Source organism: Verrucosispora sp. WMMA2121, from assembly GCF_027460185.1.
Classification (GTDB): Bacteria; Actinomycetota; Actinomycetes; order Mycobacteriales; family Micromonosporaceae; genus Micromonospora; species Micromonospora palythoicola.
Genome location: NZ_JAPZBH010000006.1, coordinates 3,414,615 through 3,432,199 on the forward strand (window position 1 = coordinate 3,414,615; position 17,585 = coordinate 3,432,199).

General features: G+C 70.6%; 16 protein-coding genes. 11 read left to right on the forward strand and 5 right to left on the reverse strand.

Annotated features, from left to right (window positions below; all coding sequences use genetic code 11):
• The first annotated feature begins 55 nt into the window (after positions 1-55).
• The gene (locus O7605_RS24315; RefSeq protein WP_269742735.1) at positions 56-1,057 is read left to right on the forward strand and encodes an ABC transporter ATP-binding protein; all 1,002 of its coding nucleotides are present in this window, start codon (positions 56-58) and stop codon (positions 1,055-1,057) included.
• A 17-nt stretch (positions 1,058-1,074) separates the two neighbouring features.
• Here the strand turns inward: O7605_RS24315 and O7605_RS24320 are convergent, their stop codons facing one another.
• From O7605_RS24320 to O7605_RS24330, 3 genes are all read right to left on the reverse strand, one after another.
• Positions 1,075-2,271: an epoxide hydrolase family protein gene (locus O7605_RS24320; protein WP_269742736.1), complete on the reverse strand. Its 1,197-nt coding sequence runs from the start codon at positions 2,269-2,271 to the stop codon at positions 1,075-1,077.
• Between the two features lie 159 nt (positions 2,272-2,430).
• Positions 2,431-3,378: a glycoside hydrolase family 68 protein gene (locus O7605_RS24325; RefSeq protein WP_269741299.1), complete on the reverse strand. Its 948-nt coding sequence runs from the start codon at positions 3,376-3,378 to the stop codon at positions 2,431-2,433.
• A 75-nt stretch (positions 3,379-3,453) separates the two neighbouring features.
• Positions 3,454-4,479, reverse strand: a complete 1,026-nt coding sequence (locus O7605_RS24330) for a LacI family DNA-binding transcriptional regulator (RefSeq protein WP_269741300.1) — start codon at positions 4,477-4,479, stop codon at positions 3,454-3,456.
• 378 nt (positions 4,480-4,857) lie between these two features.
• Here O7605_RS24330 and O7605_RS24335 point away from each other — a divergent pair, with 378 nt between their 5' ends.
• The 5 genes from O7605_RS24335 to O7605_RS24355 all read left to right on the forward strand — a co-directional run bounded on the left by O7605_RS24335 (position 4,858) and on the right by O7605_RS24355 (position 10,043).
• Positions 4,858-6,219 (forward strand): ABC transporter substrate-binding protein, encoded by a 1,362-nt coding sequence (locus tag O7605_RS24335; RefSeq protein WP_269741301.1) that lies wholly within the window; start codon positions 4,858-4,860, stop codon positions 6,217-6,219.
• On the forward strand, positions 6,216-7,184 hold the full coding sequence (locus O7605_RS24340) for a carbohydrate ABC transporter permease (RefSeq protein WP_269741302.1): 969 nt from the start codon (positions 6,216-6,218) through the stop codon (positions 7,182-7,184). Before O7605_RS24335 ends, O7605_RS24340 begins: the two co-directional genes overlap by 4 nt.
• Entirely contained in the window at positions 7,184-8,011 is an 828-nt protein-coding gene (locus O7605_RS24345) for a carbohydrate ABC transporter permease (RefSeq protein ID WP_269741303.1), read from the forward strand. Before O7605_RS24340 ends, O7605_RS24345 begins: the two co-directional genes overlap by 1 nt.
• A 4-nt stretch (positions 8,012-8,015) precedes the next feature.
• Entirely contained in the window at positions 8,016-9,167 is a 1,152-nt protein-coding gene (locus tag O7605_RS24350; RefSeq protein WP_269741304.1) for a serine hydrolase domain-containing protein, read from the forward strand.
• A 75-nt stretch (positions 9,168-9,242) separates the two neighbouring features.
• Positions 9,243-10,043, forward strand: coding sequence for an inositol monophosphatase family protein (locus O7605_RS24355; protein ID WP_269741305.1), 801 nt, complete (start codon positions 9,243-9,245; stop codon positions 10,041-10,043).
• A 24-nt stretch (positions 10,044-10,067) separates the two neighbouring features.
• Here the strand turns inward: O7605_RS24355 and O7605_RS24360 are convergent, their stop codons facing one another.
• Positions 10,068-10,529 carry a VOC family protein gene (locus tag O7605_RS24360; RefSeq protein WP_269741306.1) on the reverse strand — a complete coding sequence of 154 codons (462 nt, stop codon included), beginning with the start codon at positions 10,527-10,529 and terminating at the stop codon, positions 10,068-10,070.
• Positions 10,530-11,148: 619 nt separating this feature from the next.
• Here O7605_RS24360 and O7605_RS24365 point away from each other — a divergent pair.
• The 4 genes from O7605_RS24365 (at position 11,149) to O7605_RS24380 (ending at position 16,185) form a co-directional block, all read left to right on the forward strand.
• Positions 11,149-12,216 (forward strand): sugar ABC transporter substrate-binding protein, encoded by a 1,068-nt coding sequence (locus O7605_RS24365; protein WP_269741307.1) that lies wholly within the window; start codon positions 11,149-11,151, stop codon positions 12,214-12,216.
• A complete protein-coding gene (locus O7605_RS24370; protein ID WP_269741308.1) occupies positions 12,213-13,754 on the forward strand; it encodes a sugar ABC transporter ATP-binding protein in 1,542 nt (513 codons plus the stop codon). The genes O7605_RS24365 and O7605_RS24370 overlap by 4 nt, the downstream gene beginning before the upstream one ends.
• Positions 13,747-14,787 carry an ABC transporter permease gene (locus O7605_RS24375; RefSeq protein ID WP_269741309.1) on the forward strand — a complete coding sequence of 347 codons (1,041 nt, stop codon included), beginning with the start codon at positions 13,747-13,749 and terminating at the stop codon, positions 14,785-14,787. Before O7605_RS24370 ends, O7605_RS24375 begins: the two co-directional genes overlap by 8 nt.
• 69 nt (positions 14,788-14,856) lie before the next feature.
• A complete protein-coding gene (locus O7605_RS24380) occupies positions 14,857-16,185 on the forward strand; it encodes an enolase C-terminal domain-like protein (protein ID WP_269742737.1) in 1,329 nt (442 codons plus the stop codon).
• Between the two features lie 71 nt (positions 16,186-16,256).
• Here O7605_RS24380 and O7605_RS24385 read toward each other — a convergent pair whose 3' ends face one another.
• Positions 16,257-16,952, reverse strand: coding sequence for a FadR/GntR family transcriptional regulator (locus O7605_RS24385; protein ID WP_269741310.1), 696 nt, complete (start codon positions 16,950-16,952; stop codon positions 16,257-16,259).
• Between the two features lie 170 nt (positions 16,953-17,122).
• On the opposite strand from O7605_RS24385, the gene O7605_RS24390 reads away from it, so the two are divergent.
• A complete protein-coding gene (locus O7605_RS24390) occupies positions 17,123-17,458 on the forward strand; it encodes an L-rhamnose mutarotase (protein ID WP_269741311.1) in 336 nt (111 codons plus the stop codon).
• The last annotated feature ends 127 nt before the right edge of the window (positions 17,459-17,585 follow it).

Sequence of the window (17,585 nt, forward strand, 5' to 3'; positions counted from 1 at the left end):
GCAGCGAGCGGATCTCGGCACGGCCGTGCCGGCCGATGGCACGGCGCACGCTGCGGTGCCGAAGCAGCGGGAACCGGGCGAGGTGGTGGCCGAACTCGACGATCTGGCGGTGTGGTTCCCGACGCCGGCCGGTGTGGTGCGGGCCGTCGACGGCGTGTCGCTGCGGGTACGGCGGGGGGAGACGCTGGGGCTGGTCGGTGAGTCGGGCAGCGGCAAGTCCACCACCGGGCTGGCCCTGCTCCGGCTGGTGGATCCCACCTCCGGCACGGTGCGGGTGGGCGGCGAGGACGTCACCCGCTGGTCCCGCCGACGGCTGCGGGCGCTGCGTCGCCGGGTTGCCATGGTGTTCCAGGACCCGCAGGCGTCCCTGGATCCCCGGCTCACCATCGGGGCGAGCATCGCCGAGCCGTTGATCGTGCATCGGCTCACCGACGGTGGTGCCGCCCGCCGCCGCCGGGTCGACGAGCTGCTCGACATGGTCGGGTTGCGCGGCGAGCTGGCCGACCGGCATCCGCACGAACTCTCCGGCGGGCAGCGGCAGCGGGTCGGCATCGCCCGTGCCCTGGCCGGCGAGCCGGACCTGATCGTGCTCGACGAGCCGATCGCGTCGCTCGATCTGAGCGTGCAGGCGCAGATCATGAACCTGCTCCGCCGGTTGCAACGGGACCTGGGGCTGACCTACCTGTTCATTGCCCACGACCTGGCCGCCGTGGAGCACATGAGCGACCGGATGGCGGTGATGTACCTGGGGCGGATCGTGGAGAGCGGCACCCCGGCGCAGATCTGGCGCGACCCGGCCCACCCGTACACTGCCGCGCTGCTGTCCGCGGTGCCGGTGGCCGACCCGCAGGTCGAGCGGGAACGCCGCCGGATCATCCTCAGCGGTGACATCCCCAGCCCGGTGGACCCGCCGGGCGGCTGCCGGTTCCGCACCCGCTGCCCGCAGGCGCGTCCGGAGTGCGCCGAGACCGATCCGGTGCTGGCCGAGGTCGACCCCGACCACCGGGCGGCGTGCCTGTTCGCCAAGGAGGCGGTGCGCGCCATGCGGTCGGTGTGACTCCGGCGTACGGCGGTTCAGGGTTGCCGCAGCGGCCGGAACGCGGCCCGCACCTCGGCGGCGAAGAGTTCCGGTTCCTCCCAGGCCGCGAAGTGGCCGCCACGGTCGACCTCGTTGAAGTACGCGACGCCGGGGTAGACGGCCTCGACCCAGCTACGTGGGGCAGCCCAGATCTCGCCGGGGAACGCCGTGAAGCCGACCGGGACCGCGACCGGTGGCGGCGGCTGGCCGGCCGCGTCGGCTGCCGCCTGGAAGCGTCCGAACTCCCAGTACCACCGGGCGGACGAGGCGCCGGTGCCGGTCAGCCAGTACAGCGTGATGTTGTCGACGACGGTGTCCCGGGTGAGACCACCCACCGGTTCGCCGTCGACGAACGCGCGGGAGATCTTGTAGTAGCTGTCCGTGTCGTGGTCCAGCATCCACGCCGCCAGCCCGACGGGTGAGTCGAGCAGCGAGTAGCCGATGGTCTGCGGTCGGGTGGACTGTTCCAGAAAGTAGCCGAAACCGTCCATGGTGAACGTGGCGAGCGCGTCGTGGGCGGCGCGTTCCGGCGCGGAATTCGCCGGCAGCTGGTCCTTGAGACCGATTGCCGCGGCGAGCAGGTTGACGTGGATCCCGACCAGCCCGTCAGGTGCCTGACGGCCCATCGCGTCCGTGACGGAGGAACCCACGTCGCCGCCCTGCGCGACGTAGCGCGAGTAGCCGAGACGGTCCATCAGCTGTGCCCACGCCCGCGCCATCCGGGCGGAGTCCCAGCCGGCCTCGGTCGGCTCGCCGGAGAAGCCGTAGCCGGGCAACGACGGCAGCACCAGGTGGAAGGCGTCCTCGGCCCGTCCGCCGTGCGCCGTCGGGTCGGTGAGCGGACCGACCACCCCGAGCAGTTCGACGACCGAGCCCGGCCAGCCGTGCGTCATGATCAGCGGCAGCGCGTCCTCGTGCGGCGACCGTACGTGGATGAAGTGAATCGTCACGCCGTCGATCTCGGTCGTGTACTGCGGCAGGGCGTTCAACCTGGCCTCGCACGCGCGCCAGTCGTACTCGGTGGTCCAGTAGCGGGCCAACTCCTGGACCGTCGCCAGTTGCACGCCCTGTGAGCGGTCGTCGACCAGCTCCCGGGTGGGCCAGCGGGTGGCCGTGATCCGACGACGCAGATCCGTGAGCGCCTCATCCGGCGTGTCGAGACGGAAGGGACGAATCTCGTCGTCCTGGGACATGCTCACCACCTGTCGGGTCGGATCGAGCGGTACCGGCCCGGCCGAGCCGTACGCGCTCATCCTCACATCGGCGGGGTGGCCAGCGGGCCGGAACAGGAGTTGTGGGCGGCACGCCAGGTTCCTGACCGGCCCCCTGGCTCAGCGCTGGCGGCCGGCACCTCACCTACCGACGGCTGCCGGCTGCCGGGCGACCAGGCCGACGGTCGGGTCGTAGCGGACCGGTACCGGATCGCTGAGTTCCCCGACGAACTCGCCGTCGGCGTGCTCGACGAAGCCGATGAGGGACCAGCCGTCGCCGTCGGGGACCAGGCGGGGCGCGTACAGGTGCGGTTGGGCGACCGGCCGGGCGGCGGCGATGTCCCAGGGGCCGTGCACGGTGGGGCCGGTGGCGACCCAGAGGCGCGACCCGGGTTCCCGGGCGGCGGCGAAGGCGTTGGTGCAGAACAGCAGCAGCGGCTGTCCGTCGACGACGGCGACCTGCGGCACCTCAAGGTGACCGAAGCCGGCCGGCGTGGACAACGGCGGTCGGACCGTCCAGTTGACCAGGTCGGGGGAGGTCGCGTGGCCGACGACGCCGCGCTCGTCGGCCGGGCCCTGGTTGGCGCGGGCGGTCACCAGCATGTGCCAACCAGGGCCGTCGGGGTCCGGGAAGACCCACGGATCGCGCCAGGCCTGCTCGTACCACATGTCGCGGTCGAGCAGCTCGTACCAGGCCGGATCGGCCTCGAGCAGCGGCGCGTCGCCGTGCCGGTGCCAGGTGACCAGGTCGTCGGAGACGGCCAGACCGATGCGCTGGACCAACCCGTCCTCGGCTCGGCTGACCCCGGTGTAGAACAGGTACCACCGCTGATCCGGGCCGCGCACCGTGCAGCCGGTCCAGGTCGCCAGGTCGTCCCAGGCGGGCGCGTCGGCGGGGACGAGGGCGTCGGCGCCGAGCTGCCAGGAGCGCAGGTCGGTGGAGACCGCGTGGCCGATCGAGGCGCGTCGGTGACGGCGGTGCGGGTCGAGCAGGGCCCGGGAGGCGCGCAGGAAGAACGCGTGCCAGCGGCCGTCGTCGTCCTGGGCGTACCAGCTGTCCCACACCCAGTGGTCGGGCAGTCGAAGCATGGCCGGAAACGTACCAGTGAATCGGTTTAGCGACTACCGCGGGTAGGGCCCGTGCCGGCGGGGGGACGGTTGGACTCAGTTGGCGGGCGCGGCCACGGACCGCCGCCGGCGCAGCGGCATCGGGACGAACGACGCGGCACCGGCGACACCGTCGAGCAGCATCTCCACCGCGCGGCGGCCCATCTGCTCGTGCGGCAGGGCCGCGGTGGACAGCCCCGGCCGCAGCCACGCGGCGATCGGGTCGTCGTCGAAGGAGATCACCGAAAGGTCGCCCGGAATGGTGAGACCGGCCTCGCCGAGCGCCTGGTACGCGCCGAAGGCGAGCCGGTCGTTCATGCAGATCACCGCGCTCGGTCGGGTCGGGCGGTCCAGCAGCGTACGCATGGCGGTGTAGCCGTGTTCCGGCAGCCACTCCGGGCAGAAGCCCTCGGCGAGCAGCGAGACACCGGCGGCGGCGAGCGTGTCCCGGATGCCGCGCAGCCGGGCGTCGGCGGCCAGCGATATCTCCGGGTCGCGTTCCTTCTGCCGGTTTCGGCCGATCAGGGCGATCCGGTCCCGGTGGCCGTTGGCGAGCAGCGTCTCGGCGACCATCGCGCCGGCTCCCTCGTCATCGGGGAGTACGCAGGGCAACGAGTCCGGACTCGTCGCGTTGAGCAGCACCACCGAGCCGCCGAGGATGGCGGGCGGCACCGCCAGGCGGCGGGTCGCCATGGCCGCGTAGATCACGCCGTCGACCTGGCGGTCGAGGATGGCCTCGATGGCGTACCGCTCGAACGTCGCGTCGCCCTGCGTCTCGGTGATCAGCAGGACGTGGTCGCGCTCGCGGGCGGCGTCCAGCGCGCCGCGGATGAGGCCACCGGCGAAGCGGGTGGTGGCGACGATGTCGGAGACGAACGCGATGGTGGCGGTCTTGCGGGTCCGCAGGCTGCGGGCGGCCACGTTGGGTCGGTAGCCGAGTTCCTCGGCGGCCGCGAAGACCCGCTGGTGCGCCTCGGCGGAGAGCCGGGTGCCCTCGCGGCCGTTCAGCACCATCGACGCGGCGGTCTTGGACAGGCCGGCCCGTCGCGCCACGTCGGCCAGTGTCGCTCTCTCCCGACCCATTGCGTCCTCCGATCACGGCGGTCCGTCCCGACGCCGCCGTCGTCCCATCATGATGGGTCGAGTCGTTCACGTGGTCACCGGCGGTGTGGTCAGCCTGGCGGGGCGGCTGGTGAACCAGCTGTTTCCAGACCGTTGCGAACTCGTCCTTGACACTCCCCGGCGACGCGCGCATGCTCTGCTAAATCAGTTTAGCGACGTGGTTTCACCTCTGCGGTGGACGCCTTCGCGTCTTCCGACGTCATATTGGGTACCGCGGGCCGCGAGCCGGGTCAGGCACGCGACGTTGCGACACGTGGTGGCCGGTGGGCCGGCCTTGTGGCGAGCGCCACGGACGGCCGTCGACCGGTCCGGCGCGCGGATTGAGTCAAGGAGCATGAGGTGCCGGAGTTCTCGACAAGGTTCACCCGACGCCGGTTGGCACTGCTGGTGCCGCTACTGGGCGCCAGCCTGGCCATCAGCGCCTGTAGCGCACCGGGTTCCGAGGAGACCCCCACGGGGGACTCCGACGCACCGGTGAGCACCGAGCTGGGTACCGACCCGATCACCCTGGAAATGTACGCCGAGACCGGCTTCCCGCTGGCCAAGGCCCTCGCGGACGAGTTCACCAAGCAGCACCCGAATGTCACGTTCAACGTCCGTGAGGACCAGTTCACCGTCATCACGGAGAACGCGCCCCGGGTGCTCGCCTCGGACAACGCGCCCGACATCATCCGGCTGCCCACCATGGTCGACCTGGTCAAGGACGGGCTGCTGAAGAACCTGGACCCGTACTTCGACGCGTACGGCTGGGACAAGTTCCCCGCCTCCCAGCTGGTCCAGCTGCGCCTGTCCGACGGCGGCGCGGTGCGCGGCAGCGGCTCGCTGTACGGCATGGGCCTGGGCTACAGCGTGACCGGCGTCTTCTACAACAAGAAGCAGGCCGAGCAGGTCGGCATGACCCAGCCGCCGGCCACCATCGCCGAGTTCGAGGAGCTGCTGGCCAAGGCGAAGGCGGCCAACCTGCTGCCGATCATGCAGTTCAACAAGAACACCGCCGGCATCAACTTCCCCCACCAGGCACTGCAGAACCAGTACGGCGACCCGACCGCCATCGCCGACTGGATCTTCCAGAAGCCGGGCGCGACCTTCGACACGCCGGCGGCGCTCAAGGCGACCCAGACCATCCAGAAGTGGGCCGAGGCCGGCTATTTCCCGAAGGACGCCAACGCCATCGACTACACGGCCATGATGGGCGAGTTCCAGAAGGGCAACGGCCTGTTCATGTTCAACGGCGACTGGGAGTCGGGCAACCTGGACAAGAGCATGGCCGGCGAGGTCGGCTTCTTCCTCTTCCCGGGTGAGACCGCCGACGCCAAGCGGGTCGCGATGTCCGCGCCGAACACGTTCGGCGTCGGCGCCAAGGCCAAGAACCCCGACGCCGCGGCCTTCTTCCTCAACTGGGTGCACACCAACGACAAGGCCCGGGAGATCTCGGTCAACGTCGGCGGTTCGCACCCGGGTGGCCCGGCCGACCTCGCCCTGCCGCCGGTGTCGGAGGGCACCGTGCTCGCCGAGACGCTCAAGGCGTCCCAGCAGCTCGGCGCGGACAACGGCGCGGTCGACTTCACCGCGAACGCCACCGGCGGCATCTTCGCCGCCGCCATCACCCCCGAGATGCAGAAGCTGGTCGCCGGCCAGCAGACCCCGGAGGGGTACGTCAAGGCGGTCCAGGCCGAGTACGAGAAGGAACTGTCCCGATGACGTCTGCCCTCGGCAGCGCCCCGGCCGGGTCGGACACCGCGTCCCGACCCGGCCGGGGGGACACCCGGGCACCCGTGCGGCCCCACCGGAAGCGGTGGGGCCGCACGGTCCGGTGGTCCGGGTGGCTCTGGGTCCTGCCCGCCCTGATCATGTACGGCGTCTTCGTGCTGCGTCCGCTCGTGCTGACCATGCAGTACTCGCTGTACCACTGGAACGGCATCGGCGCGGCCCGCTGGGCGGGGCTGGACAACTACCTCACGGTCTTCACCGACCGGGACGTATTGAAGATCATCTCGAACGCGTTCATCCTGATCATCTTCTTCAGCTTCATCCCGGTCCTGCTCGGCCTGCTGGTGGCCAGCCTGGTCCGGCGGATCACCACCGGCCCGGCCGGCACCCTGGTCCGCACCGTGCTGTTCCTGCCCCAGGTGATCCCCCTGGTCGCGGCCGGTATCGCCTGGAGCTGGGTGCTCTCCAGCAACGGACTGGTCAACCAGGCGTTGCGGGCCGTCGGGCTGGACGGCGTCACCCGGGCCTGGCTCGGCGAGTTCGACACCGCGCTGCCGGCGGTGGGCGTGATCGGCACCTGGGTCATGCTCGGCCTCTGCACGATCCTGCTGATCACCGGAATGAGCAAGATCGATCCTTCGCTCTACGAGGCCGCCCGCATCGACGGCGCGGGCCCGGTGCGGGAGTTCTTCGCGGTCACCCTGCCCAGCCTGCGCCAGGAGATCGGCATCTGCCTGACCGTGACCATCATCGCGGCGCTGGCCAGCTTCGACATCGTCTACATCTCCACCAGCGGTGGCCCCGGAATCCAGACCACCGTGCCCGGCCTGGAGATCTATCGGCTCGCCTTCTCCCAGCGTCAGGTCGGCCTCGCCTCGGCCCTCGCGGTGGTGCTGATGGCGCTGGTGCTGGTGTGCGTACTGCCGATCCAGCGGCTGACCAGGGGAGAGAAGTGATGAACCTGACCACCCGCAGCGAGCGGCTGACCGGACGCATCTTCCTGATCGCGCTGGTCGTGGTCACCCTGCTGCCGTTCCTGAGCATGCTGTCGGCGGCCCTGCAACCACGCGGCACCGTACCCACCGGCCTGGCCTGGCCCAGCGACCCGCAGTGGGGCAACTTCGCCGACGCCTTCACCGCCGCCAACATGGGCGCGCTGCTGAAGTCGAGCGCGCTGATCGTGGCCGGGGTGGTGCCGGTCGGCGTGCTCATCGCGACCATGGCCGGCTTCGGCCTGGGACACCTGCGGGTGCCCGGCGGTCACCTCGCCTTCGGACTGCTGCTGCTCGGCCTGACCCTGCCCTTCGAGGCGGTGGTCACCCCGCTGTACTACCAGATGCGGGACCTCGGCCTGCTCAACACCCGCTGGGCGATCGTCCTGCCGTTGATCGGTCTCTACATGCCGTTCGCGGTTTTCTGGATGCGCGCCCACTTCATCAACGTGCCCCGGGAACTGTCCGAGGCGGCGCGGGTGGACGGCAGCAACACCTGGCAGCTGTTCTGGCGGGTGCACGTACCACTGGCCCGGCCGGCCATCGCCTCGCTGACCATCCTGTTGTTCCTGTGGACCTGGAACCAGTTCCTGCTCGCCATCGTGCTCGTCGACGATGCGACGAAGCGGACCATGGCCGGCGCTCTCGGTGCCTTCCAGGGGCAGTGGGGAACCGATCTGGTGCTGCTGTGCGCTGGCTCGTTGCTCATCCTCACGCCTACCCTCATCGTGTTCCTGATCTTCCAGCGACAGTTCATCAAGGCCCTGCTCCAGGGCTCCGTGAAGGGATAGCGGGTTGAGCGACACCCAGATCCACGGTGACGTCGACGAGGGCTTCGGCCGGGTCGCCGACGTGTTTCGGGACAACTTCACCCACCGGCGGGAGGTGGGCGCCGCGGTCGCCGTCTACCTGCGGGGCCGTAAGGTCGTCGACCTGCACGGTGGGCTGGCCGACGCCCGGTCCGGACGCCCCTGGAGCGCGGACACGCCCGCCGTCGTCTTCTCCTGCACCAAGGGGATCATGGCGATCTGCGCGTACCTGCTGGTGCAGGAGGGGCGGCTGGACCTCGACGCGCCGGTCACCCGCTACTGGCCGGAGTTCGGCCAGCACGGCAAGGCGGAGATCCCGGTCCGCTGGCTGCTCACCCACCAGTCCGGCCTGCCGGCGCTGGACAAGCCCTTCACCCGCGAGGAGGTGCTGGCCTGGGAGCCGGTGATCAAGGCGATCGAGGCGCAGACTCCACTGTGGAAGCCGGGCACCGCACACAGCTACCACGCGATCACCTACGGCTGGCTGATCGGCGAGGTGATCCGGCGGATCAGCGGCGAGCTGCCCGGCGCCTACTTCTCCCGGGTCCTCGGCGAGCCGCTCGGTCTGCGTACCTGGATCGGGCTGCCGGCCGCCGAACGGGACACCGTCGCCTGGATGCTGGCACCGATCGGCGAGCACGTCCCGGCCGGTGACCCGGTCGCCGAGCGGGGCATCACGATGGGCGGTGCCTTCGCCTTCCCCGCCGACGAGAACGGCCTGGTCAGCTTCAACGACCCGGCCATCCAGGCCGCGCAGATCCCCGGTGCGGGCGCGGTGAGCACGGCCGAGAGCCTGGCCCGGCTCTACGCCGCCTGCGTCTCCGAGGTCGACGGCGCGCGGCTGCTCAGCCCCGCGTCCGTCGACGACGCGGTCACGGTCCGGGTGAGTGGTCAGCAGGTCTACGGGCTGCCCGACGCGGGACACCGCTGGGGCACCGGTTTCCTGGTGCATTCGGAGCCCCGCCCGATGCTCGGCGTACGCAGCTTCGGCCACGACGGCGCCGGCGGGCACCTGGCCTTCGGCGACGACGCCCACCAGGTCGGCTTCGGCTACGTGGTCAACCAGATGGGCGGCTTCGACGACGAGCGGGCGAACCTGCTCTCCGCGGCGGTCCGGGACTGCCTGGGCGACAGCTGACCGACGCGGTGGCCCCGGAACCTGCTCGCCGGAACCGGGGCACACCCGCGACCGGGATCGACGTACGGTGAGCGGATGTCGCATGTCGATGCTGAACTCGCGATCCGGGCCGCGCGGGCCGGTGCCGAGGTGGTGCGTTCGCACCACGGCAGGTCCGTCGACCGCTTCGCGAAGGCGGGTGGGGACTTCGCCACCAGCGCGGACATCGAGGCGGAGCAGGCGATCCTCGGCGTGCTGCGGTCCGCGCGACCCGACGACGCCGTGCTGGCCGAGGAAAGCGGACGCAGCGGGTCGGACGGCAGCGGGCGCGTCTGGTTCGTCGATCCGCTCTGCGGGACGCTGAACTTCGCCGTACACACCACGCTGGTCTCGGTGAACGTGGCCCTGCGGGTCGACGCGGAGGTCACGGCGGCGGCCGTCGTGGACCCGTTCGCTCAGGAGGTCTTCTGGACCGACGGCACCGCCGCAGGGGTGCGGTGCGGCGGGGTCGACCAGCACCTCACGCCGTCGGCGGCATCCGGGCTGGTGGACGTCAACCTCGACCCGCCCTTTCCGAACGGGCGGGTGTTCCGGGCGGCCCGGCTGCTGGCGGACGAGGGCTTCGTCGAGCGGTTTCGGCCACGGGTCGTGTCGACCACGTTGGCGTTGACCTGGGTCGCGGCCGGTCGGCGCGCCGCGTACGTCACGGACGGCCGACTGGGCGACAACGTGCACTTCGCGGCCGGCATCGCGCTCTGCGAGGCGGCTGGCTGCGTGGTGACCGGCATCGACGGTCGGCCCTGGCGCAGCGGCCTGGGCGGGCTCGTCGCGGCGGCCGACGCGGATACGCACGCCGGCCTGCTGGCGCTCATCGCAAAGCAGCGAGAGCCGGCGTAGGGCCGGGAGCGTCGATCCGCCGAGTCAGTCGAGGCAGAACTCGTTGCCCTCGGGGTCGGTCAGCACGATGAAGCCGGCCTCGAGCGGCGGCGCGGGCTCGACCCGGCGCAGCTGCTCGGCGCCCAACGCGACCAGCCGATCGGACTCGGTCTGCAACGCCGCCATCCGGTCCGCGCCGGTGAGCCCGGGCGCGGCCCGTACGTCGAGGTGCACCCGGTTCTTGACGACCTTGTCCTCCGGCACCTGCTGGAAGAACAACCGCGGACCGAGCCCCGCCGGGTCCTCGATGGCCGACCTGGTGTTGCGCTGCTCCGGCGGTACGCCGATCCGGGCGAGGAAGTCGTCCCATGCGGCCAGCGGGTCGGCACCGTCGGGGAGGTCGACTCCGGGCGGACCGGGATGCACGTAGCCCAGGGCTTCCCGCCAGAACGTGGACAGCGCCGTCGGGTCGTGGGCGTCGAAGGTGACCTGGATCTGGCGGCTCATCGGGCGGCTCCAATCGGTTCGCGTCCAGGCGACCAATGTGCCAGGCAGGACCGACATTCCGGGGCGCGACCGTGGTGGCGGGCGGTGCCGCTGACGGCCCAGTTCCTGCCGATCGCGGCCGCAACAAGCTAGCAATCTCAGCGTCATCGATGTTAGCGTTCGCAGCGACTGCCTCCGCACCCGGAGTGACAGCCATCGTCGCGCTGATGTGATCGCCAACATCGGCACCCGAGCACCACTCGACTGGCGGGTGCCGGGTCGGCCAGCGCCCGCGAGTCCACGGGACGGCGGGTTTTCGCGCTGCCGGGCCGCCGGGCTCTCAGTGGGCTGGGAGTGCTGCTCGTTGGCGGAAATCAATCTGATGTCTGTGGCGACCAAGTGCCTCTTGGTGCGAGTGTTTGCCCGATCTCGGGCGTTGACGTCACATGTCTGGAAGCCCTAACGTCTGATGTCTGAGTCACATGAACTCCACCACCCGCCACCCGTGTCCTGGAGGGATCGCCATGTCCCGTACCCGGTCCTTCCCCTTCGCACATCACGTCCGACGAGTGCCCCGTCGCGGCCCGACCGGGTCGCCGCGTCGCGCTTGGCGTGACGTCCCGGATATGGAGGAACGACCATGAGAAGCAGGGCACTGACGAGCATGGCGCTGACGCTGCTGCTCGGCGCGTCGGTCACCTTCGCCGCCGGGTGCGGTGACGGCGCGGCCGACGGCACCGGATCGGGCGGCTCGCGGGTCGTCGGGGTCGACTATCCCCGCTCCGACACGGACTTCTGGAATTCCTACATCAAGTACGTCCCGCAGTTCGCCGACGAACTGGGTGTCGAGGTCAAGACCACCAACTCGCAGAACGACATCGCCAACCTGATCTCGAACACCCAGGCCTTCATCAGCCAGGGCGTCGAGGGTGTGGTGATGGCGCCGCAGGACACCGCCGCCATCGCGCCGACGCTGTCCCAACTGGACAGCAAGAAGATTCCGGTGGTCACCATCGACACCCGGCCGGACACCGGCAAGGTGTTCATGGTCGTCCGGGCCGACAACCGCGCCTACGGCATCAAGGCGTGCCAGTTCCTCGGCACCAAACTCGGCGGCAAGGGCAAGGTCGTCATGCTCCAGGGCGGCCTGGACTCGATCAACGGCCGGGACCGCACCGAGGCGTTCAACGAGTGCATGCAGCAGCAGTTCCCCGACATCACCGTGTTCGGCGAGGCCACCGACTGGAAGGCCGACGTGGCGGCGTCGAAGCTGCAGACCCGGTTCGCGTCGGACCCGGACATCAAGGGCATCTACATGCAGTCCTCGTTCGCCCTCTCCGGCACCCTCCAGATCCTCAAGCAGCGGGGCCTCCAGGTGCCGCCGAGCGACCCGAAGCACGTCTTCGTGGTCTCCAACGACGGCATTCCCGAGGAGCTGAAGAACATCGGTGAGGGTCTGATCGACGCCACCGTCAGCCAGCCGGCCGACCTCTACGCCAGGTACGGCCTGGAGTACGTGCAGGCGGCGATCGAGGGCGAGACGTTCCAGCCCGGCCCGACCGAGCACGGCAGCACCATCATCCAGGTACGCGACGGCCTGCTGGAGGACCAGTTGCCGGCGCCGCTGGTGACGCTTGACGGTGCGCCGATCGCCGGCGAGCCCACCCTGAAGTTCGACGACCCGTCCCTGTGGGGCAACAACGCATGAGCGCCACCCCGAGTGGGCCGGCCGACGGGCTGATCGGCACCGACCAGCCCGTCGTGGAGGCCGTGCAGATCACCAAACGGTTCGGGTCGACGGTCGCGCTGGCCGACGCCGGCATCGTGGTCCGCCGTGGCGAGACGCACGCCCTGGTCGGGCGCAACGGCGCCGGCAAGTCCACACTGGTCAGCATTCTCACCGGGTTGCAGGCCGCCGACGACGGAGCGGTGGCCTTCGACGGGCGTCCGGCCCCGCCGCTCGGTGACCGGGACGCCTGGCGCAGCCGGGTCGCCTGCGTCTACCAGAAGTCCACAATCATCGGCAGCCTCACCGTGGCGGAGAACCTCTTCCTCAACCGGCACGCCCGTGGCCCGGCCGGGTTGATCCGCTGGTCGCGGCTGCGCCGTGCGGCGGAGCAGCTGCTGGCGGAGTGGTCGGTGGAGGTCGACGTACGTCAGCCCGCGTCGACGCTCTCCGTCGAGCAGCGGCAGTTCGTCGAGATCGCCCGGGCGCTCTCCTTCGGCGCCCGGTTCATCATCCTCGACGAGCCGACCGCGCAGCTCGACGGCGCCGGCATCAACCGGCTGTTCACCCGGATCCGGCAGTTGCGGGAGCAGGGGGTGACCTTCCTGTTCATCAGCCACCACCTCCAGGAGATCTACGAGATCTGCGACCAGGTGACGGTGTTCCGCGACGCCCGGCACATCCTCACCGCCCCGGTGGCGCAGCTGAACCGTCCGGCGCTGGTCGCCGCGATGACGGGTGAGGATGTGGCCATGCCGGAGGCCGAGCACCGGTCGCTGCCCGCCGACGCTCCGGTGCTGCTGTCCGTACGCGATCTGGTCACCGCCTCCGGCGCCGAGCTGTCCGTCGAGGCCCGGGCCGGTGAGGTGGTCGGCATCGCCGGTGGCGGCGGCAGCGGCAAGGTCGAGGTCGCCGAGGCGATAGTCGGGTTGGCCCGGCCGGCGGGCGGGACGGTCGTCGTCGACGGTCGGGCGCTGCGTCCCGGCAGTGTGCCCGACGCTCTCGACGCGGGCGTCGGGCTGGTACCGCAGGACCGGCACCGCGAAGGACTGGTGCCGCTGCTGTCCATCGCCGAGAACGTCACCATGACCGTGCCGGACCGGATCGGTCGGCGGGGTCTCATCTCGCCGGCCCGGCGTGACGCCCTGGCCCGCGACACCATCACCGACCTGGCGATCAAGGCCGCCGGGCCGCGGGTGCCGGTCTCCGAGCTGTCCGGGGGTAACCAGCAAAAGGTGGTGATGGGTCGGGCGCTGGCCAGCGACCCGAAACTGCTGGTCCTGATCACCCCGACCGCCGGGGTGGACGTGCGCTCCAAGCAGACCCTGCTGGGAGTCGTCGAGCAGGTACGCCGCCGCGGCACCGGCGTGCTCGTCGTCTCCGACGAACTCGACGACCTGCGGATCTGTGATCGCGTACTGGTGATGTTCCAGGGCCGGATCGTCCGCGAGATGTCCCACGGCTGGAGCGACAACGAGCTGGTAGCCGCCATGGAAGGGGTGGATCTCCACCATGTCTGAGACGCTCTCCACCACCGCGCGGCCGGCCGCCACGCCGCCACCGCCCCGGGCTGCCGCGTCGCGGAGTCTGGCCATCGCCCGGCTACGGGACCTGGCACTGGTGCCGGCGATCATCGCGGTCGCGATCGTCGGGTCCATCGTCAGCCCGGTCTTCCTCAGCACCGACAACATCATCAACGTGCTGCAGAGCATGTCGGAGATCGCCATCGTGGTCCTGGCCCAGACCATCGTGCTGATCACCGGCAAGATGGACCTGTCGCTGGAGTCCACCTTCGGCCTCGCCCCGGGCATCGCCGCCTGGCTGGTGGTGGATCCCGCGTTGACCCGGGGACTCGGTCTCGACGTGCTACCGGACGCCTGGGCGGTTCCGGTCGTGCTGCTCGTCGGCACCCTCGTCGGTGCCTTCAACGGGCTGCTCATCGTCCGCTTCGGCCTCAACGGCTTCGTCGTCACGCTGGGCATGCTGATCGTCCTACGCGGCCTGCTCACCGGTATCTCCGGTGGCCAGACGTTCTTCATGCTGCCCGAGTCGATGACCTATCTCGGCTCCGCCAGCTGGCTCGGCGTACCGGCCTCGATCTGGCTGTCGCTGCTGCTGTTCGCCGCCGGGATCGTCGTTCTCGGCTACACCCGGGCGGGTCGGGCGCTGTACGCGATCGGCGGCAACGCCGACGCGGCCCGGGCGGCGGGCATCCGGACCGACCGGGTGCTCTGGCTGGCGCTCATCGTGGCAAGTGTGCTGGCGGCGCTGGCCGGGCTACTGATCAGTGGCCGGCTCGCGGCGGTGCCGTCGGCCCAGGGCAGCGGCGCCATCTTCCAGGTCTTCGCGGCGGCGGTGATTGGCGGCGTCAGCCTCAACGGCGGCAAGGGCAGCGTCTTCGGCGCCTTCACCGGTGTCCTGCTGCTCTTCATGATCATCAACGTGCTGACCCTGGCCGGGGTACCCGCACAGTGGACGAACTTCCTCAACGGCACCGTCATCCTGGTGGCCCTGGTGGTGTCCCGCATCACCGGAGGCAAGGCACAGACGTGAGGCGGCCGGCCCGTCGGGCCCACCGCGAGGCAGGCAACCACGCCCGCCCGCTCGATCCCTCAGGAGTTACTGGTGAGTGAGCGCATCTCGTCCGTAGAAACCATCGACGTACGGTTCCCCACCTCCCGGCATCGGGACGGGTCGGACGCGATGAACCCGTTCCCCGACTACTCCGCCGCGTACCTGGTGTTGCGGACCTCGGCCGGCGCCGAGGGACACGGCCTGGTCTTCACCGTGGGCCGGGGCACCGACCTTCAGGTCGCGGCGGTGCGGGCACTCGCCCCGATGGTGGTCGGCCAGCGGGTCGACGAGCTGGTCGCCGACCCGCGCTCGCTGGCCCGCCGGCTCGTCGGCGACAGCCAGATCCGTTGGCTCGGGCCCGAGAAGGGGGTCGTGCACATGGCCGCCGGCGGTCTGGTCAACGCGGTGTGGGACCTCGCGGCCCGGCGGGCGGAGAAACCGTTGTGGAAGCTGCTCGCCGACCTCACCCCGGAGCAGTTGGTCGCCCAGGTCGACTTCCGCTACCTGCGTGACGCTCTCACCGAGGACGAGGCGGTGACGCTGCTGCGCAGCGCCGAGGGAGGGCGGGCCGAGCGCGAGCGGCGGCTACGGGCCGAGGGCTACCCCGCCTACACCACCACCCCCGGCTGGCTGGGTTACGACGACGAGAAGCTGGCCCGGCTCTGCCGGGAGGCCGTCGAGGACGGCTACCGGCTGATCAAGCTCAAGGTGGGCGGGAACCTGACCGACGACGTACGCCGGATGGGCATCGCCCGACGGGTCGTCGGGCCGGACATCCAGATCGCGGTGGACGCGAACCAGATCTGGGGAGTGCCCGAGGCGATCCGCTGGATGCGGGAGTTGGCCGAGTTCGACCCGTACTGGATCGAGGAGCCGACCTCGCCGGACGACGTGCTCGGGCACGGCGCCGTGCGCAAGGCTCTCGCCCCGGTCAAGGTGGCCACCGGCGAACACGTGCACAACGCGGTCATGTTCAAGCAGCTGCTCCAGGCCGACGCCGTCGACGTGGTGCAGATCGACGCCTGTCGGGTCGCCGGCGTGAACGAGAACCTGGCGGTCCTGCTGCTCGCCGCGAAGTTCGGGGTGCCGGTCTGCCCGCACGCCGGGGGAGTGGGGCTGTGCGAGCTGGTGCAGCACCTGGCCCTGTTCGACTTCGTCGCGCTCAGCGGCAGCACCGAGGGCCGGGCCATCGAGTACGTCGATCACCTGCACGAGCACTTCGCCGATCCGGTACGCGTCAGCGGCGGACGCTACCTCGCGCCCGACGCACCCGGCATGAGCGCGCGGATCCTGCCGGACTCGTTGGCGCGCTACCGCTACCCCGACGGCCCGGCGTGGGCCGACGCCGAGGTCCTGGCGGGAGCGCCGACATCATGACCACCCGTGCGGTCCGGGACCACGGCAAGGCGGTTCATCTGATGTCTGGCTCGGCTCGGTCGATCGGGCCGCTACCCGTCCGACGGTTTCGCGCCGAGCACGGTACGCAGCCACGCCTCGGAGGTGTTGACGTGCAACAGGGCGCTGGCCTGCGCCAGCAACTGGTCACGCGCCCGCAGCGCGAGGTAGATGGTGTGATGCTCCTCGATGGTCTGGTGCGCCGCGTTGCCCTCGATCAACCCGCGCCACACCCGGGCCCGCAGCGTACGACCGGAGAGCCCGTCCAGCAGCGAGGTGAGGGTCTCGTTGCCGGTGGTGGCGATGACGGTGTGGTGGAAAGCGGCGTCGAACTGGATCAACTTCTCGGCGTCGTCGGCCGCCGCCCGCATGTCCTGCAGGATCCGGCCCAGCTCGTCGAGGTCGGTGTCGGTCATCCGCAGCGCCGCCAGGCCGGTCGCCATCGGCTCCAGCATCCGGCGCACCTCCATGACCTCCAGGAGCGTGTCGTCGCGCAGCAACTCCACCGCGACGCCGAGCCCTTCCAGCAGCAGCCGGGGGGCGAGGCTCGTCACGTACGTGCCGTCGCCGCGCCGCACGTCGAGCACCCGGGCCGATTCGAGCACCTTGACCGCTTCCCGGACCCCACTGCGCGAGAGCCCCATCTGGGCGGCCAGTTGCGGTTCCGGTGGCAGCCGCGTCCCCGGAGGCAGCTCACCGCTCTGGATCATGCTCCGGATCTTCGCGATCGCGTCGTCGGTCAGTGCCATCCACGCCCCCTTCGGACCGGTCGACCGGGCGCCGGCCCGGCGCCGGCGTCCAGGACCGGCACCGGCGACCCCGACCACTATAGAGACATCGGACGTTTGTCGGCGACGCTGCGCACTCGCCGTGCGGCTGCCGGAACCAGGGTCAACCGAGCTCACCGAAAGGGTGCGACGTGCGACGTTACGGCATGGTGATCCGGCTCAGGCCGGAGCACCGGGAAACCTACCTGCGGCTGCACGCCGCGGTCTGGCCCGGTGTCGAGCAGACGTTGCGCGACGGGAACATCCGCAACTTCACCATCTTCCTCCACGGCGACCTGTTGTTCGGTTACTACGAGTACGTCGGCGACGATCACGACGCCGACCAGCGTCGCATGGCCGACGACCCGCAGACGCAGGCGTGGTGGAAGCTGACCGATCCGTGCCAGGAGTCTCTCGCCGAGCCCGGCTCGGGGCACTGGTGGGCCCCGATGCGGGAGATCTGGCACCTGACCGAGGAGGCGCCCTGAGCTGACCCGCCGGAACCGTCGCGACGCTGACCGGTGTCCGGCCGCCCGTCCCCGCCGGGTCGTCGCCTGAGCGCGCCGAACCGAGTCGACGTTGACGCCGACCCATCAGGGCGGGTGCACACATCTG

What these genes read in the sequence shown, in the direction of transcription:
- O7605_RS24385 (WP_269741310.1), bottom strand. Translation starts at nt 16,952, where the DNA reads ATGGCACTGACCGACGACGCGATCGCGAAGATCCGGAGCATGATCCAG.
- O7605_RS24325 (WP_269741299.1), bottom strand. Translation starts at nt 3,378, where the DNA reads ATGCTTCGACTGCCCGACCACTGGGTGTGGGACAGCTGGTACGCCCAG.
- O7605_RS24330 (WP_269741300.1), bottom strand. Translation starts at nt 4,479, where the DNA reads ATGGGTCGGGAGAGAGCGACACTGGCCGACGTGGCGCGACGGGCCGGC.
- O7605_RS24340 (WP_269741302.1), top strand. Translation starts at nt 6,216, where the DNA reads ATGACGTCTGCCCTCGGCAGCGCCCCGGCCGGGTCGGACACCGCGTCC.
- O7605_RS24345 (WP_269741303.1), top strand. Translation starts at nt 7,184, where the DNA reads ATGAACCTGACCACCCGCAGCGAGCGGCTGACCGGACGCATCTTCCTG.
- O7605_RS24360 (WP_269741306.1), bottom strand. Translation starts at nt 10,529, where the DNA reads ATGAGCCGCCAGATCCAGGTCACCTTCGACGCCCACGACCCGACGGCG.
- O7605_RS24375 (WP_269741309.1), top strand. Translation starts at nt 13,747, where the DNA reads ATGTCTGAGACGCTCTCCACCACCGCGCGGCCGGCCGCCACGCCGCCA.
- O7605_RS24370 (WP_269741308.1), top strand. Translation starts at nt 12,213, where the DNA reads ATGAGCGCCACCCCGAGTGGGCCGGCCGACGGGCTGATCGGCACCGAC.
- O7605_RS24355 (WP_269741305.1), top strand. Translation starts at nt 9,243, where the DNA reads ATGTCGCATGTCGATGCTGAACTCGCGATCCGGGCCGCGCGGGCCGGT.
- O7605_RS24320 (WP_269742736.1), bottom strand. Translation starts at nt 2,271, where the DNA reads ATGTCCCAGGACGACGAGATTCGTCCCTTCCGTCTCGACACGCCGGAT.
- O7605_RS24365 (WP_269741307.1), top strand. Translation starts at nt 11,149, where the DNA reads ATGAGAAGCAGGGCACTGACGAGCATGGCGCTGACGCTGCTGCTCGGC.